14 protein-coding genes are annotated in these 17,720 nt (G+C 41.4%); 11 read left to right on the plus strand and 3 right to left on the minus strand.

Annotated elements, in window-relative coordinates; translation table 11 throughout:
* Window positions 1-3 precede the first annotated feature (3 nt).
* From tssF to F899_RS08170, 6 genes are read left to right on the plus strand one after another with little or no spacing between them, the layout of a single operon-like run.
* Window positions 4-1,818, plus strand: coding sequence for a type VI secretion system baseplate subunit TssF (gene tssF / locus F899_RS08145; RefSeq protein WP_004894641.1), 1,815 nt, complete (start codon window positions 4-6; stop codon window positions 1,816-1,818).
* On the plus strand, window positions 1,782-2,774 hold the full coding sequence (tssG, locus tag F899_RS08150) for a type VI secretion system baseplate subunit TssG (protein WP_004894643.1): 993 nt from the start codon (window positions 1,782-1,784) through the stop codon (window positions 2,772-2,774). The genes tssF and tssG overlap by 37 nt, the downstream gene beginning before the upstream one ends.
* Complete coding sequence (locus F899_RS08155) at window positions 2,771-4,201, plus strand: hypothetical protein (RefSeq protein WP_005222027.1); 1,431 nt, start codon at window positions 2,771-2,773, stop codon at window positions 4,199-4,201. The genes tssG and F899_RS08155 overlap by 4 nt, the downstream gene beginning before the upstream one ends.
* A gap of 47 nt (window positions 4,202-4,248) precedes the next feature.
* Window positions 4,249-8,076, plus strand: a complete 3,828-nt coding sequence (gene tssM, locus F899_RS08160; protein ID WP_004894646.1) for a type VI secretion system membrane subunit TssM — start codon at window positions 4,249-4,251, stop codon at window positions 8,074-8,076.
* Window positions 8,077-8,118: 42 nt separating this feature from the next.
* The gene (gene tagF / locus F899_RS08165) at window positions 8,119-9,078 is read left to right on the plus strand and encodes a type VI secretion system-associated protein TagF (RefSeq protein WP_004894649.1); all 960 of its coding nucleotides are present in this window, start codon (window positions 8,119-8,121) and stop codon (window positions 9,076-9,078) included.
* 1 nt (window position 9,079) lies between these two features.
* The gene (locus F899_RS08170) at window positions 9,080-9,856 is read left to right on the plus strand and encodes an OmpA family protein (protein ID WP_026056703.1); all 777 of its coding nucleotides are present in this window, start codon (window positions 9,080-9,082) and stop codon (window positions 9,854-9,856) included.
* Window positions 9,857-10,491: 635 nt separating this feature from the next.
* On the opposite strand, the gene F899_RS08175 is transcribed toward F899_RS08170, so the two are convergent.
* Together F899_RS08175 and F899_RS08180 are read right to left on the minus strand one after the other, a co-directional pair.
* Window positions 10,492-11,718 (minus strand): type II toxin-antitoxin system HipA family toxin, encoded by a 1,227-nt coding sequence (locus F899_RS08175; RefSeq protein WP_005222028.1) that lies wholly within the window; start codon window positions 11,716-11,718, stop codon window positions 10,492-10,494.
* On the minus strand, window positions 11,718-11,975 hold the full coding sequence (locus F899_RS08180) for a helix-turn-helix transcriptional regulator (RefSeq protein ID WP_004894712.1): 258 nt from the start codon (window positions 11,973-11,975) through the stop codon (window positions 11,718-11,720). Before F899_RS08180 ends, F899_RS08175 begins: the two co-directional genes overlap by 1 nt.
* Window positions 11,976-12,179: 204 nt before the next feature.
* Here F899_RS08180 and F899_RS08185 point away from each other — a divergent pair, with 204 nt between their 5' ends.
* From F899_RS08185 to F899_RS08205, 5 genes are all read left to right on the plus strand, one after another.
* Window positions 12,180-12,365 carry a hypothetical protein gene (locus tag F899_RS08185; RefSeq protein WP_005222029.1) on the plus strand — a complete coding sequence of 62 codons (186 nt, stop codon included), beginning with the start codon at window positions 12,180-12,182 and terminating at the stop codon, window positions 12,363-12,365.
* Between the two features lie 242 nt (window positions 12,366-12,607).
* The gene (locus F899_RS08190) at window positions 12,608-12,826 is read left to right on the plus strand and encodes a Sec-independent protein translocase subunit TatA (protein WP_004894723.1); all 219 of its coding nucleotides are present in this window, start codon (window positions 12,608-12,610) and stop codon (window positions 12,824-12,826) included.
* A gap of 9 nt (window positions 12,827-12,835) precedes the next feature.
* On the plus strand, window positions 12,836-13,252 hold the full coding sequence (gene tatB / locus F899_RS08195; protein ID WP_005222032.1) for a Sec-independent protein translocase protein TatB: 417 nt from the start codon (window positions 12,836-12,838) through the stop codon (window positions 13,250-13,252).
* The gene (gene tatC / locus F899_RS08200) at window positions 13,249-14,025 is read left to right on the plus strand and encodes a twin-arginine translocase subunit TatC (protein ID WP_005222033.1); all 777 of its coding nucleotides are present in this window, start codon (window positions 13,249-13,251) and stop codon (window positions 14,023-14,025) included. Before tatB ends, tatC begins: the two co-directional genes overlap by 4 nt.
* A 168-nt stretch (window positions 14,026-14,193) precedes the next feature.
* On the plus strand, window positions 14,194-16,524 hold the full coding sequence (locus F899_RS08205; protein WP_005222034.1) for a PhoX family protein: 2,331 nt from the start codon (window positions 14,194-14,196) through the stop codon (window positions 16,522-16,524).
* A gap of 338 nt (window positions 16,525-16,862) precedes the next feature.
* Here the strand turns inward: F899_RS08205 and F899_RS08210 are convergent, their stop codons facing one another.
* A complete protein-coding gene (locus F899_RS08210; protein ID WP_005222035.1) occupies window positions 16,863-17,672 on the minus strand; it encodes an SDR family NAD(P)-dependent oxidoreductase in 810 nt (269 codons plus the stop codon).
* Window positions 17,673-17,720: the final 48 nt, after the last annotated feature.

The following is a 17,720-nucleotide window of genomic DNA, read 5'->3' on the forward strand; positions in this document are numbered from 1 at the left end:
AGAATGAGCGCGATTGAAGAATTATTACCTTATTACGAAAAACAGCTGCAGGAATTTAGCCAGCAGTCCCGTGAATTTGCCAATAAATATCCAAAAATTGCCCAACGTCTGTCTTTAAATCAGGAACAGATTGACGACCCGCATATTGAGCGCCTGATTCAGGCATTTTCATTGATCTCGGCACGGATTGATAAAAAGCTATATGACAGCTATGAAATATTTACCCGTTCGATTTTTGCGGTGATGTTTCCCCAGTATCTAAAGCCGTTTCCAGCCTGTTCGATGGTCAGTTTTGGAGATGCGAATAAAATCAAACAACTGACTGATGTACGTTTGATCCCGAAACATACTTCACTTAAATCCAAAAGTGTGCGTGGTGTGCAGTGTGAATACCGGACGGTGCAGGAGGTGGCTTTACTGCCAATTGCATTGAAATCAGTCCATTTTAAAACCCATCCTTCGGCGCACATTCATCTGAACCGTAATGCGACGCTCGTGTTGGGCTTTGAAATTTTTAATCATCAGTTGAACTTACTACAAAAGCATAAGCTACCGATTTATCTGGATGCGATTTCCAGTTTCCCTTTACAGATGCTGGATCAGGTTTTTAAGACAGAAACCCAGTTTTCGTTAAAGGTAAATGGCCAGGAAATCAAGATTTCAAATCCCTTCGAGCTATCAGGCTTTAGCGAGGAGGAGAGTATATTGCCAGTTGATCAGCACACCCATCAAGCCTATCGACTATTACTGGAATATTTCTGCTTTCCGGACAAGTTCAGTTTCCTGAACCTGAATCTGGATTTTCTCCATCAGATCGAAGCAGATACCTCGAATTTTGAGTTGCATATTCACTTTAAAATGAACCTGAATGATCAGGCTGCGATTCGCAATTATTCAGAACTGAATCTCGCCAATTTCAAGCTGTTCGTGACGCCAGTGGTTAACCTGTTTGAGAAACAGGCCGAACCGCAGAAAATCAATCATCAGCGACTGGAATATCCACTCATTTCAGATGCGCATCATCCTGAATATTATCAGGTGTATGCGGTCTCCGAGATGAACCTGATTCGTGAAAACAGTGATAAAGAACAGGTTGCCCATCAGGTTTTACCGTTTTTTGCCATGAGTCATTACCGGCATGACGGCGCACAATTTTATTATCATCTGCAACCAGAAATTGCCAGTACGCAAAAGAATGACCTGAAATTTTCTGTGGTTTCTCGAAGTCTGGAACCGCAGAATACTTCCTCTGATTTTATCAGTACCCAGTTGCTATGCTGTAACCGCGATCTGCCTTATGAAAGCTATAATAAGGATCAGAATGCGCTCAGCTTAAATGACAATCAGCTGGCTCGACGCGGACTATTGTTAAAGCGCCCATCTTTACCTTATCGATTCAAGCAGAGCCAGAAAGAACAATGGCGCATCATTTCCCATCTTTCCTTGAATAATCTGTCCTTGATGAAAGGCGATGCAATCACACATCTGAAGGAATTGCTGGAGCTGTATAACCTGCCGGCTTCCAAGGAAAACCAGCAGATCATTGCCGCAATTCAATCGATTGATTTTTCACTTAGTCAGAAATTACTAGAACACAAACCATTTCCTTTGTTTGTTCGTGGGGTTCGTGCGCAGGTCAAAATCGAGAGTGAAGCATTCCGAGGCTCGAGTCTGTATATCTTTGCCCAATTGCTCAATCATATTTTTAATCTGAAAGTGCAAATGAACAGTTATGTGGAAATGATTGTGATTGATGCAGCAACAGAACAGGAGGTATACCAATGCGTGCAGAACGTTGGTGGCAAAAAGCTTCTGTAGTAGAACAGCTGTATCAGCAGTCCACCCGCTTTGAACTGGTGCAGGCAACACGTCTGCTGCGTCATTATCCGGAGCAGCAACACTCACAAGACTGGAGCAAGAGTTTTAGTTTTGCTAGCTCGCTGAATCTGAATTTCCCCAAATCCGAAATTGAGTCTCTGCAATGGACAGATCAGAAAATTCAGCTGACCAGTCCGATGATTGGTCTGACCGGGACACAGGGAGTATTGCCTTATACCTATACCTACCGTATCAAGCAAAGCCCGCGTCAGCAGCGCGAGGAAACCCTGCATTTTCTCGGTTTATTTAACCATAAACTGACCGCGCAATATATCGAAGCCTCGATTCACTATCATCTGCCAGTACGTTATGAAATTGAGCAGGAAAATCATTATCTGGAGATTCTGCATGCGCTCAATGGCTATGTGCGTAAACAACATCAGCAACAGCATCTGGATGATTATTTTGCTGAATTTTCCGGTCTGATGCAGGGGCAAAATAATAGTGCTTATGTGCTGAAAACCATGCTGGGTTGCATGTTCAAGCATCAGGTTCAGATCCGGGAGTATTTACCAGAACAGTTTAAACTGGATGCTTCGCAAAAAGCTTCACTGGGCGGATCAAATCCTGCATTACTGGGAATCAATACTTTCTGTGGCGAAGTGCTGACCCAGATTGATGAAAAAATTGAAATCGTGATTGGTCCTTTGAATCGTCAGGACTATCTGGATTTTCTGCCGCAGCAAAAATATAGTGAAAAACTCAAGCAGATGATTTCAACCTGGTGCAGCCCAACCTTGATGGTGGATCTGCGTCTGGTATTAAGCAAGGCTGAAATCTGCCCAATTCGGCTCGGTGATCAAAGTGCCGGGCTGGGACAAGGTGCTTTTCTGATGCCAAAAGCCGCTGCAGATAATCAGGAAACCTGTTATAGCCTGATGGGGAGAGCAGCTTGATCAAGACCATTGTTGCAACCATTCTGGCACTCATCCTGCTGACAAGCGCTTTGGTGATCTACTACTGGCGCGATGTGCAGTATGATCCGACGGCTATGGAGATGCTGCAGTTTTTTATTCTGCTGCCGGTTTTTTCCGGCTTGTTATTGCTTTCCCCATGGTTGATTTATACATCGCTGAAAGCTTATCAGACAGCTAAAGCAGAAAAGTTAGAAGCCGCTGAAAATCAAGAAAAACAGCTACAACAGCAAAGTGAACTGGAGAAAAATAAAGATAAACCGGTTGAAGAGCAGACTTTAAAAATTTATTCATCCGCAGCAATCCATAGCTTTGGTGAAAATCATGAAATTATTGACGCAATGCAGGCATTCAAAAGCCCGAAACTGGATGAAACTTTGGTCAATCACTATGGACTGCCGATCCTGTCTTATCGCATTCGACATCTGGACGAGTTGTTAGCCGAAGTAGAAGAGGATGAGACTCTGCACAGCATGCGGCTGCAACGAATCAATTTACTGATTCAGCAGCAGATGGAGCAACATGCTGAAAGTCTGCATCACATTGCGACACATCTGAGAAAGTCAGCGATGTTCTATGATGCAGAAACCGCTTATGAATACCGTATGCATCCGGGCTGGATCAATGAACAGTTTGATGAAGAGAATGAAATAGAACCCTCATTTGAGCAGGTGGCACGATTAAATAAGTTGAATCTGCATATTCTGCTGCCAGCAGCATTGATCCATATCTGGCCAGATCAAGCACAACAGGCGCTGATTGAACAGCTAGAACAGCAATATGAAATTGTGCAGCGCCAGATTCATGTCGAGTTCCATTATGTCGATCATCACAATACTTATGCACTCTGGATCAATCTGCTCAATGATATTCAGCAGCAACATGAACAGGTCAGTCTGGTGATTGCAGTACAGTCTGAAATTGATCAGGAGTGGCTGGAACAGCAGTTATGGCAGTCGGAACAATATCTGCCGGGAGAATATGCCGCGAGTATATGCCTGTCTGCTCCACAGTTAAACATTGAAGATTTAATGGAAATTAAATCAATTAAAACCTTAAAGCATGTCAAAAATATTAGTGAATATTTACAGCAACAATCTCCAAATTTTGCTGAACAGTTGCAGCAGGAAGCCGCATTTGTACTATTGCTGGATGATCCATTACAGATCAATACCTCTAAAAAAATTCAGCAGTATTTAGGTACAGCTGGGATAGAACTGCATCACGGCCTGTATTGCCATTCTTATCTGGGCAGTACGGTAGAGATGAAAGCCTTGTTTGGGATATTTTTGTGCATGCAAATGAATGATGATGTCATTACATTGGCCTATACGGTGCAGCATCCTCAGACATTTTTTGTCTGTCAACCTGTCAATATGGTTGAGGAACTAGAACAGAATGCGGCCTGAAAAATTTTAAAAACCTGAAAGACAATAAAGAAATATAAGAGATTACAGTGAATACATTATTTTATACGATCTTGGGATATGTCTGGCAGTATGTGACCAATCCAAAAGTGATGATGGCATTGTCATTTTTCGTGGTGATTATTTCCATGAAAAACACTGTATCGGACCGTGTGTTCTGGATGCTGGTGGCGGTTTATAGTCTGATCCTGGTAGTCTGGGGGATTTATACACTGATCCAGCATTATCAGCATGCCAAAAAAGGCGAGGAACTTTCCGAGGCTATTGCCAGTACAACCGAAACTGAACAGAACAAACATAAGAATAAAGAAGAACTGCAGTTGATCCAGCAGCAGATGAAGGAGTCAATTCAACTGATCCGCAAGTCCAGACTTGGAGATCGTAAGGGGAATATGGCACTGTATGAACTGCCTTGGTATATGGTGATTGGCAATCCTGCTGCTGGAAAAAGCTCGGCCATTTACCATTCCGGTTTACGTTTTCCATTTGAAGAACATCATCAACAGATGGTGTCTTCCGGCTTAAGCGGGACCCGTAACTGTGACTGGTTTTTCTCAACCGAAGGAGTCTTACTAGATACGGCAGGGCGTTATTCGGTCTATGCTGAGGACCATTCCGAATGGCTCGGTTTTCTGAATATTCTCAAGAAAAATCGTTCAAAGGCGCCCGTGAATGGTCTGATTGTCCTTGTCAGTATTGCCGAGCTGGTCAGCCAGAGTCCGGAAAAATCCATTAAATTAGCCAAAAATCTGCGTGCCCGTATTCAGGATCTAACTGAACGTCTAGAAGTCTTTGCTCCCGTGTATCTGGTCTTTTCCAAAATGGACCTGATTGCCGGATTTACCGAATTTTTTGACTGTTATGATGCGCAGGAATTTGATCAGGTTTGGGGCGCGACTTTACCGTATACGGCAAATTCCAGCGAGCAGGCGCTGGAGCTGTTTGAGAAGCATTACAATATTTTATACGATGGTCTGAAAAGTGTCAGTACAACGCATTTGAGCCGTCGGCATTCACAGCACATTTCTCCAAGTGTCATGACTTTTCCACTGGAATTTAAGAGCCTAAAACCGGTTTTAAAAACCTTTATTTCTACACTGTTCCAGGAAAATCCATACCAGTTTAAACCTATTTTCCGTGGTTTTTACTTTACCAGTGCCTTGCAGGATGGCGTAATTGAAAGCCCAATGACGGAACAGATCGCGGATGATTTTCATTTGATCCACAGTGATGACAGTGACATTGGTCTGCCGAAACAGTCAGTTTCCCAGAACCACGGTTATTTCCTGAAAGGCCTGTTTTCCAATGTGATCCTGAAAGACAAGCATCTGGTACGTCAGCATATTAACCCGACAAAAAAACGTCAGCGTTTTATGGCCTTTACCTGTGCAATTCTTGGGTTATCGATTGTCCTCAGTTTATGGTTATGGTCATATCGCAATAACCAACAGCTCATTGCTGAAGTTCAGGCCGACCTGAATAAAGTGGTGCAGATACAGGCACAAGCCAACCGTTCACTGAGCCATCAACTGGATGCCTTAATGATTTTACAGGGGCATCTGCAGCAACTGGATCAGTTTGATCAGGACCGTCCACTGAAATACAGCTTTGGTTTATATCAGGGTAACCAGATTCGAGAAAAACTGGAAACTGAATACCTTAAGGGTATTGAACAGCTAGTGCTTCAGCCTACCCAGCAGCAGATTGCACAGTATCTGCAACGTGTTAAGGCAAATGAAGCGGTGCTAAAAGAAAATTATATTCAGGTGAAAATGAATCATGTGGCGCAAGGCCGCCAGATTGCTTCTGAACCTTCAGACCAGAATCCTCAGGATGCTTATAATGCCTTAAAAACCTATCTGATGCTGAGCAATCGCCAGTATATGGATTCCAGTCATTTAAGTGATCAGCTGACACGTTTCTGGCGCACATGGCTGGAACAAAACCGCGGTGAAATACCGCGGGGTGAAATGCTCCAGAAAGCCGAGCAGATTCTGGGTTATGCCATTACATTGTCAGGACGAAACAGTTTCCCTCAGTTGAATTCTGATGCAGTATTGGTGGATCAGACCCGTCAGATATTGACAGCGATTACCACCGGTATTTCTGCACGTGACCGTGTCTATAATGAAATCAAGAGTCGTGCGGCCGTGCGTTTCCCCGCAATGACAGTCAAACAGATTCTGGGTGAAACCAACCAGAATGCCATGTTGGGAAGCTATGCTTTGCCGGGAATTTATACCTATCCGGCATGGAAAGGTTATGTACAGGAAGCCATCGAGCAGGCAGCGAGCAGCACAACCGATAGTCGGGACTGGGTGCTGAATACCACGCAATCTGATGATCTCAGCTTTAGTGGTAGTCCTGAGCAGATCCGTCGTCAACTGACTGAGCTCTATAAGAAAGAATATATTGCAGAATGGCGTAAATTCCTGAACGCGATTCATTATGCCAAAGCAGGCGATTTCAATCAGCAGATCAAGCAGATGGATCTCTTGGGCGAACCGGAACATTCTCCAATCCGTATCTTGATCCAACGTGTGGCCCAAGAGACCAGCTGGGATAATCCGATGGTTCAGGCAGAACTGGCAGTGCCGCAAAAAGGCTTTATTGCCTGGTTTAAGCGCAAAGTGCTGAATCGTGATGAAGCGAAGCAAGTGCAACAGGCCAATAGCCCGTTAGGGCATGGTGTGATTGCACGTGAGTTCCAGATGTTCTATCAGATGGTACGTCAGCGCGATGATCTGCAGAATCAATCGCTTCTGGATGGTTACATGCAGTCAATGGCAAAAATCCGCAGCCAGTTCAATGATCTAAAAAGCTCAGGTGATATTGGTCCTGCCAGTATGGCTCTGGTCAAACAGACCATTCATGAACAGAACTCCATTTTTAACACCAGCCAAAAATTTGTGGCAGAGAAAATGGCGGCGGGGACGACAGAGCTGGATCAGCAACTGTTACAAAAACTTCTGGTTGCACCATTAACCCAATCCTTTGAGGGACTGCTGGTTCCTGCACAAGCTGAAATAAACAAGCTCTGGACCATGCAATCTTATCAGCCATTTAGCCAGAATCTGGCTCAAAAATATCCTTTTAGCAGTCAGGCAACCTTACAGGCCACTTCCAATGAAATTAACCAGATTTTTGGTGAAAGTGGCAGTATTGCACGCTTTGTGAAAGAACATCTGGATCCACTGGTGATCCGACGTGGCTATACCTTGACCTCCAAAACCTGGCAGGATCTGGGAATCAGTCTGAACCCGGCTTTTGTAGCAAATTTTCAGACTTATGTCGCACCTGCTCATGGGGTTGCAACAGGCGAACTAAAACAGGGGCAGGGTAAAGCTCCTGCTGCAAGCCAGTCCAATTTCCAGTTCTATCCATTGGAAAATCCTCAGCTTTTAGCTTATACCTTTGATATCGATGGGCAACGCATGCTGTTTGAAAATGGCATACAGCAATGGGTGAACTTTGTCTGGCCAAATCCGGGCGCGATTCCAGGCGCACGCATTACCCTAGTGGATCTTGAAGGGAAAACGCATACCATTTTTGATGAACCGGGCGAATATGGCATTAACCGTCTGATTGAAAGTGCACAACGTACCCAGAAAGGCAGCAACTTTGAGATGGTCTGGAAGAGCAAGGAAGACCCGGAACTCCTGGTAAAAGTAAACTTCCGTCTGGTCAGTGGCCAGAATGCCAGTTCTATCGGCGGACAGCCAAACTATGCCAACCTGCAACTGATGGATCAGGTCGTTTCCAATAAATCGGTACGTGTCGTGGCTGCGCAAAGTGTTCCTGTATCGGTACACAATCCGGCCACGGCATTAGCTAATACGGGAGCAGCTGTACCATGATGAGGATTCATTTCAAGTTAAAGAAAATGGTGGAGGTGAGTAATGCATGAGTTAAAAACCACACCACTTTATTATGGTAAATGTCCAGCACGTGGCGATTTTCTCAAGTCACGTGGACAATATCAGCTCATTCAACTGATTGATCAGTGGATTACGGAAGCATTGGAGTTTGCCATGCAGAAGGCAGATTTCAAGCAGACCTATGCGCAATTACCCGCGCTGGATTTCTTTATTGCCAATCCCAAAGAAAAACTATTTTTGCTGGCTAACTTAATTGCCAGTGAAGACAGTTCAGGGCGGCAGTTTCCAATGATGCTCAGTCATCTGATTGAGCATGAACAGCCATTTGAAAATATCATGTATTCGCCATTGCGCTACAAATCGGCTCTGGTTGAGCTTTATCAATGTAACCGGGTAATGCGTTCCATTCGTGATACTGATATTTTGCTGGATAAACTGAGTAAGCTGAGCAACCAGATTATGGTGCCCAGCCAAGAAGAAGCGCAGGAATTTTATCAACATCATACAATTCATTCATTTGCTAAGCTGATGAATCTGAGTGCCTATCAGCTGGCACAGAGCCTGATTGGATTGGGTTTGTTACTGCAACCAATTATCCAGCAAGGTACCGGTCGTCTGAATAAAGTACTGATTTTACCTATTCATAATATGAGTTATTGCTATGAAATTGCAGCATTTTGGGTCAGCCTGATTATCCAGTTTGTACAACATCATCATACAGAACTGTTGATTGGTATATTACATAAAGAACAGCCTATTTTATTATTTGGTTTTAAAGGTGCAGATATACTGGCTTTAAGTGATATTTTTACCGAAAACTTAGATAGTCAACACTGGGTATCCTTGATCCATGCAGCCTGGATTGATCAGTATCTAGAAAATAATGCAGGTTTGGCAGCCTTGGAAAAGTCCTTAAGTGAGCGTCAGATGAGTCTGGCTCAAGGAATCAAGTTATTTAAACAAACATTTGTAGAAGCATAAAATGAAAATAAAAAACAAATACTTAAAATTAAAAAAAATATATAAAATCAATCTCTTAATATCTTTTTTGTTGAGTTTTTCAGTGTGTGCGCAACCGATCATTATTGAAGGTGCTGTACCCACTGAGATTACCAAACAGGAAATACTGAATAAATTATATACAACTTATGGGCAGAAAAATGTGGTGGACCGCATCCAGATCCGTCAGGTCACCGCACCAGCAGACTGGTCAAATACAGTCAGTACAGTAATTCATGAAGACCTGAAAAAGGTCAAAAACGGTAAATTAACAGTAAAAGGTACTGATATTCAGCTCACAGGTAAATTATCAAATCCCCATGAAATTCAGGAAACTACAGCAAAATTTCAGGGATTAACGCCAGCAAGTTACCGCTTAAATACCCAGCTTTCAGTCAATCAGGCTGAACAGCAGATCATTGATGCAGCATTAAAGAATCGAATCATTGAGTTTGAATCTGGTAGTGCGGTATTAGCATTTTCAGGTGCACAGATCCTGGATGAAATGGTCATTGCTTTAAACAAGGTGGGTGCTAAAAAAATACGGATTATTGGACATACGGATAGTTCAGGCAATGCTCATCAAAATCTGCAATTGAGTCAGCAACGTGCAGAAGCAGTAAAGACTTATTTAATCAAAAAAAATATTCCAGCACATTTGCTCAGTACTGATGGTTTAGGTGCAAGTAAACCTGTAGCGGAAAATACCACAGCTGAAGGTCGAAAGAAAAACCGTCGGATTGAGTTTGAAGTACTTTAAAAATATAAGTTGCTTGAGCAACAACATAGATAATCGTATTATTAATAGTATTGCGTATAATGTATATTATGTTAAATAGGATGTTGTGCAGATAGCCTATCTCTATATATGTTGTTCATAAAAATTAATTTTGAAATTTTCAGTAGAAATTAAAGCTAAAAATGAAATTGCGAAAAAATAAAGCTAATAATGAAATAAAACTCACTTAGGAAAAAATCATTACTAGTTTTATCAAATAAAATCTTCGATCTATCAAAAATTTTCATCGATTTTTATACATTAGCGACCAAAGCTTTTCGTTTGTATTCAATCGCAAAATCTTCACCTTCCTTGCGAATTGCATCTTGGTATTCAAGCTTTTTAAAAGAATTTCTACTGTAAATCTGAGAAATCCATTCTGGTGTTACTTATATCTACTAATCTCAAAACCGCAATATTACTATCTCTGATCCCGCCAAACTGCCAAGGAATACCTAAGTCAACACTTCCCTCCCTCAATAAATGTCAGCCTGTTACCGATATGACCAGTCTGTTCGGGTTTATTCTATATCATTGAATGGAAAATAAATCCCACGTCTCTGAGGGCATCTCTCAATAATAGTAGCTACTACGGTTGTAAATTATTCTAGAATGGATTATTTGTACTTTTTCTTTTTGTCATGTCTATATACAGGCTTGATTGAATGAGTGCTCATTACCTTTGATAGATTCTGCTTAATAGATTCTCGCAATCCATCTAAGTATTCAATTTCATTGGATAATTTTAAATAGTCAGCAATTTGGTCACTGAAATACTCTATAATTTCTTTGGCATTTCTAATGCGAAATTCAGGACTTTCAGCCAATTTCAACAGCTCTGCCTTAGTCGGGAATTGCTTGCTGCCATTTATTTTAAGAGCGAGCTGATTATCAATATTTTTATATATGAGTGTATGTGTGATATCGAAAGGTGGTGATACAAAGATATCGCTCATATCTGGCGTATATTGCAGAGCAAAGTTTTTAAGGTGAGCGTCACCGTTCCCGATCAGGCAATTAAAAACGATGTACTTATACATTTTTACGACTTCTGCTTCACTTCGGGTGTATAGATAGGTGGCTTTCAGCAAGTTTTCGTAGCTCCCCTTGTACTTCTCGTTTGGGTCATTAGACCTTTTGAGAAGAGTCGTAAAATCCTCATAGCCTAATTTGGTTCCATCAGCAGCTTTATCAAAACGCTCAATAATGTAGGTTTCTAAATTGGCTGATAAATATGTTTTGGGTGGTTGCAAACCACAATAACGAGCAGCTTCCATACAGACAAATTCATTTACCGTCAGTAAATCAAAGTCTGCATCATAAGACTTAACAATCAGGTCTTTTTGTTGAACAGTACGCTCCGTTAGAGTAGTCACATTAGGAATGCTAACTTTGGGCTGAACTCCAGCTAAAGAGTTTCGTAAATAATATTTTTCTAATAATTGTGGAAAAAGTGGAACTTGGCTATTGTAGTTAAGAATTTCATCGAGGCTAACTATTTCTACTTCTGGTAATTGCAATTCACTTTTATAGGACAACATGCCAATACCATTAGCTTCTTGTAGAGCCAATAAATACATTTCATTCACATTAGCATATCGAGCAAGTTTACTGGCAATAAAATGGCGATTATGCCCCTCTGGTAAATTTTGGGAAAAAATAGGATGTAATGCCCCATGTGAATATCCCTGCATATCAGGCAAAGTCATGGTAAGAGATACAAATCTTTGTTCTTGTACTGGTTGATAGTAATAATGACCACTATGTGTCAACAAGCCTTGTTTGAAATTATCTGTAAATACTTCAATAGACTTGATTTCTGTTGGTAGTTGAAAGTTGTCCATCAATCTTCTTCACTAAATAAAGTATCGATGTCATTCCAATTTGGCAGATTTCGTTTTTTGGGCGTGACTTCAAACTGCAATCCAACCGCATCTATTAGACGTTCAAAAATATCAAATGAGCCTGTGAAACGACCATTTTCTATTTCAGAAATGGTGGATTTATTGACTCCAGATTTTTTTGCCATCATTTGTTGTGTGTAGTCTAATTTCCGCCTTGCTTCACGTATTTTTACTCCAATCTCTGCACGACTAGCCATAAAACCCCCCCATCTGTTCGTCATTTAGCGAAATATTGCTAACCAGTATATATGAGTTTGCTATATGGCGAATATCTTACTATATTTATCTTATATTTTCTATATGGCGAACATTAGGGTTTATGTTGTCTATATTTCGCTATATAGCGAATAATTAGCTAATAAATGCTTTCTGAATTACACGGTATATCTACGAAGATAATCATGGAAAATGGTAATTCAGATATTCTTAGTATTGATGAGCTTAAACAAATAGAAATTAAAAACCTGCAACGGGCTGTCCAGCATTGTGAAGGAAAAATTTTTGGTGAAGATGGTGCGGCCAAATTACTTGCAATTAATCCAACGACCTTAATTTCAAAATTGAAAAAATTAGGGATTCGCTATTAATTTTTCCCGGACCTCTACTTTGACATGATAGAGGTCTGGGGATGTTTACTTTTTTTCATTTCTTAAAATATTAACTTTACTAAGTTTATAAACCAGAAAAATTTAAAAAAATAAACAGCACAACTCATTGCGAACTTCCCTCTTGCTTCCTGTCTCCAAACTGCCATCAAAACGTCATGGATTTGTCATTTATTAATGTTGAGATAAGCCCATAAATTTAAAAAAGATGTAATGAGGACAACATGGCAGGATTATCGATTTGGCACGTACTTATTTTTGCAATCGTCGTAATTTTACTTTTTGGCACGTCTAAACTCAAAAATCTGGGCAAAGATGTTGGCGGTGCAATCAAGGACTTTAAAAAATCTGTACGTGAAGAAGAGGCTGAAGCGGCAAAAATTCAACAGCCCCGCACTATTGATGCTGAAGTTAAAGTCAGCGAGAGTTCAATCAAAAGTTAAGGTATCGTCATGCTCAATATTGGAATGACTGAGCTGCTAGCCTTTGGGGTAATTGCACTTCTAGTGCTCGGACCAGATAAGCTACCTGAGGCAGTTCGTTTTATAGGTAAATGGTCTACCAAGATAAAAAGAACCGTCAGCAATATACAAAATGATCTTGACCGTGAATTGCGTCTGTCTGAGCTACGTGAGCAAATGCAAACCGAGCTGAAACGTATTCAGGAACTGGAAGCCAAAATGCAGGCACAAATGGCTGATCTCAATGCACCAATTGAGCCGGTCACAAAAATTTCAGAACAGCCGGTACTGAAAACTCAGTCAAGTTATGAACTGGTCAATCAGCCGCTTTCCCCGGTTCATTTAACTCCGGCTAAGCAGGTCGCCAAGCAAGAAAAAAAATATCCTGACATGAAGGTGGCCGTATGAATATTTTACCGTCGACTCAAGCCAGCAGCGATCCCCAGAAAGTTCATCTAGAAGAAATGCCGATTACCCGACACTTAGTGATTCTGCGCAAGCATCTTTTCAAGATTGTAGGAATATTGATCGGACTGTTTTTCTGTCTGTTACCATTTGCGACGCATACTTATCAGCTTTTATCCGAGCCCTTACGTGCCCAGTTACCGGCAAGTTCTACCATGATTGCCACCGATGTAACTGCGACATTTATGGCGCCGTTTAAGTTGAACTTTTTTGTTGCCCTGCTGATCGCCATGCCTTTTATCTTGTATCAACTTTGGGCCTTCGTTAAGCCGGCACTATATGAAAAAGAAAAAAGTCTGGCTTTGCCGCTCCTGATTGGCAGCATTGTCCTGTTTTATGCGGGTATCGCTTTTGCCTATCTGGTGGCTTTGCCGTCTATCCTGCATTTTTTTATCAGTGTATCGCCTGAAACTGTCGCGCCCATGACTGACATTAATAGTTATCTGGCCTTCTGTTTAAAACTTTTTCTGGTGTTTGGATTTACCTTTGAAATTCCGATTATTACCCTGTTATTGATTCTGATCGGTGTGGTAAGCACACAGACTTTGGTAGAAAAAAGACGCTTTATTGTGGTGGGGTGTTTTTTTGTGGCCATGTTTGTAACGCCCCCTGATGCCCTGTCCATGATCATGCTGGCTGTACCCATGTGGCTGCTGTTTGAGCTAGGTTTAATGGCGGGAAAATTTCTGGAAAAGCGACATCTGAAAAATAGCTAATTAAGAAAAAATGCCTCCTTACTGGGGGCTTTTTTACATTAATTTATTTATATAAATAAATGTTTTATTTAATTATTTTGAAATAAAAGCTTCACCTTTTAGTCATATTTAACTGCTAGTTTATTTCTGACTTTAAAACAACCAAACCTTAGTTGTGGGAATAAAACAATGACAGATTACCTACCTTATGATGAAAATCAGGAACTGGACAATAACACTTCAGATAATCATCATTTTCGGGATATTCTAGAACAATCTATGTCACGTCGTGACTTGATTGCAAAGACTGCAAGTGGGGCTGCAGCATTGGCACTGGCTTCTAGCCTGACTGCGTGTAGCGATGACAATGAAAATGGCAATATTGGGGACGATGAGAGCAATCCGAATCCGCCAGCAGACAACAATGCTCGTCCAGAAAAATTAAGTTTTAGCCCAGTGAAAAAAAACCTGGATGACTGGGTTACGGTTCCTGAAGGCTATACAGCCACTGTCCTATATGCAATGGGTGACTCAATTCATCCTATCTACTCTGACTGGGACGATAACAATATTCCGAACGGCCCAAGCTTTCAGTTCCGTTCTGGTGACTGCCACGATGGTATGAGCTATTTTGGTTTAAGCACTAAGACTGGCCGTTATGACGAGAATGCATCTGAGCATGGCCTGCTGGTGATGAACCATGAATATATCAATCAAACTTTTTTACATCCTCAAGGACCAACAAAAGTTGATGGTCGTCGTCCAGAAGATGAAGTCATCCGTGAAGTGAATGCACATGGTGTTTCAATTATGCATATTAAGAAAAATACCGAAACTCAAGCGGTAGAAATCGTTAAATCCTCACCATTTAACCGCCGTATTACGGCTTCAACAGTGATGGATTTTTCTGGGCCGGTGACAAACTCTCCATTAGTCCGCACTGCTTTCTCTCCTACCGGTCGTCAGACTCGTGGTACACACAATAACTGTGGTAATGGTTATACACCATGGGGCACTTATTTAACTGCCGAGGAAAACTTTATTGGTTATTTCCAGCGTTCAGGTACAGACCAATATGCAGATCGTAGCGAAGCTGAGAAAACTGCACTTAAGCGTTATGGCTTAGGCTTAGATATTTCATATCAAACTGAAAAAAATGCCGATGGTACAGTTAAACGTGATGAGAAAAATAGTATTGTTTATGTTCTAGATGCACAAGGACAAAAAGTTCCGGAACGCGATGATCAAGACCGTATTGTTTATTTAGATAAATCTTCACGTTATGCATGGGAAACATCTCAGGCTGGAGTTGAATCACAAGATATGTATGACCGCTGGTCAGCTAACGTAACCAAAGCATCTGCAAGTCAAGACTATCGTAATGCACCAAATACCTTTGGCTGGATTGTTGAAATTGACCCATTTGATAACAGTGCGAATCCGGTAAAACGTACTGCACTGGGCCGTTTCGCTCACGAAGACTGTCGTGCTAGCCGTGCGATTGAAGGTGAACAGTTTGCCTTCTACATGGGCGATGACTCACGTGGTGAATACATTTACAAATTTGTCTCTGATGCAAAATGGGATCCAAAAGATATCAATACCGGCTACCGTGCTGGTGACAAATATATGAATAACGGTAAGTTCTATGTTGCCAAGTTCAATGCAGATGGAACTGGTCAATGGATTGAACTTGCTCACGGTAAAAATGGTTTAACTGCAGAAAATGCGGTATATCCTTTTAGCTCTGATGCGGATGTATTAACTTTTGCACGTTTGGCAGGCGATGCCGTTGGTGCAACGAAGATGGACCGTCCTGAATGGGTAGCCGTTAACCCGGAGAATGGTGAAGTCTACGTTACCCTGACTAATAACAGTAATCGTGGCAATAACTCGGCGCAACCTGTTGATGCTGCCAATCCACGTAATTACTCAGATCCTGAAGGCGGTAAAGGTAATGTGAATGGCCATATTATTCGCTTTAAGGAAGAAAACGCTGCATCAGAAAGCTTTGAATGGGATATCTACCTGTTCGGTGCTGAAGCATCTATGGATGCCAATATCAACCTGTCAGGCTTAAATGATAATAATGATCTGTCTTCACCAGACGGTATGTGGTTTGATCCTCGTGGCGTACTCTGGATTCAGACAGACGACGGCGCTTATACAGATACCACTAACTGTATGATGCTGGCTGCCCTGCCTGGACAAGTAGGTGATGGTGGTCCAGCAACAACCTCTAATGGTCAAGCGACGATTGCGGGTGCCCAAGTGACCAATGAAAATTTACGTCGCTTCCTGACTGGTCCAAAAGAGTGTGAAATCACAGGGGTAACCATGACACCGGACTATAAGGCCATTTTCATCAATGTACAGCATCCGGGTGAAGATTCTAAAACCTTTGATGCTCCAACCAGTAACTGGCCTGCAAGTCAATCAGATCGTTCGAACAAGACCGCACGTCCACGTTCAGCAACTGTTGTGATTACGCGTAATGATGGCGGTGTTATAGCCGGTTAAAGAGTTCACTTAAATTAAAATGCTGGCTCAATGCCGGCATTTTAATTTTTGAATGTTTTTTAATTTTAAGAGTTAACTGGTCAATAAAAAGAATATTTTTGTTTAGAGTTAAATTGATATAAATATTAAAGTATGAAGTGGACTTCGGATCAATATATAAGTGAAATCCAATACAACTAATCATAGCTTCAGCTATCTTCTACTTGGAAGACTTGTAATTTGCAGCTTTATTTTTGAGTATTTTTCTAAAAAAAAAGCAGGTATCCAAGGAGGGATTGATACCTGCCACTCTAAGGGAACTATATTACTATCCTGCTTCTTCAGTCTGTGAATCACAGTTAGAAACTAGCAACTTTTTCTGCACATTCACAAATCGTTGGTAACTCTCTATTAATCGATGCTGATATTAAATCTGGTAAAATCTGGTTAACAGCTATCGAAATTTTTTCAGGATAGCCGACCTGATACGACTGACAATCCCGATGTAAAAACCAATACAGTTCTTCAGCAACAAATTCGGGACTGTCAATATTTTTTCCCAGTCTGATATTCATTTCTATTGCATTTGAATGATGAATATTGGTTTCGGTAACCCGTAATGAAAAGTATCTGAATCTGATTGAACTTTTGCTGTATTCACGGGCTAGTGCTTCGGTTGCACCACGCAGGGCAAATTGGCTGGCACAATAACTAGCATATCCAGGATAGCCAATACTGCCAAAGGTTGAACCCACATTAATGACCTGGCCAGGCGGACTGATAGATATCAATGGCAGGATCTTTTGTATCAGCTGCATTGGATAAACTGCATTAATCAGCATTATTTGTTCCATGATTTCTTGCGACTGCTGTGTAAATAGCTTGAAATCACTGATACTGATGTTATTAATGTAGTAGTGAATGGGTTTATTCAGCGTAGCAAGAGCTTTTACCAGCTCTTCTCTGCTTTGCTGATCGGCAAAGTTGCAATGAATTAAATCCAGTTGTAGCTGTGGATAACATTGGGCTATATTGTCATGTACTCTTTGCAGAATCTGTTGATTCTGCCCAACAAGAACCAGATTGACCCCGTTTTGGCCCAGAACCTTTGCAATAGCCTGACCAATACCAGAAGTAGCATCCATAATTGTTGCAGTTAAATTAGGCATAAATACTTTCTCTTGTTCTTAACAGAATGATTTGAGATCAAATCTGCC

Origin of the sequence: Acinetobacter sp. CIP 101934 (assembly GCF_000369585.1) — a bacterium.
GTDB classification, from domain to species: Bacteria; Pseudomonadota; Gammaproteobacteria; order Pseudomonadales; family Moraxellaceae; genus Acinetobacter; species Acinetobacter schindleri.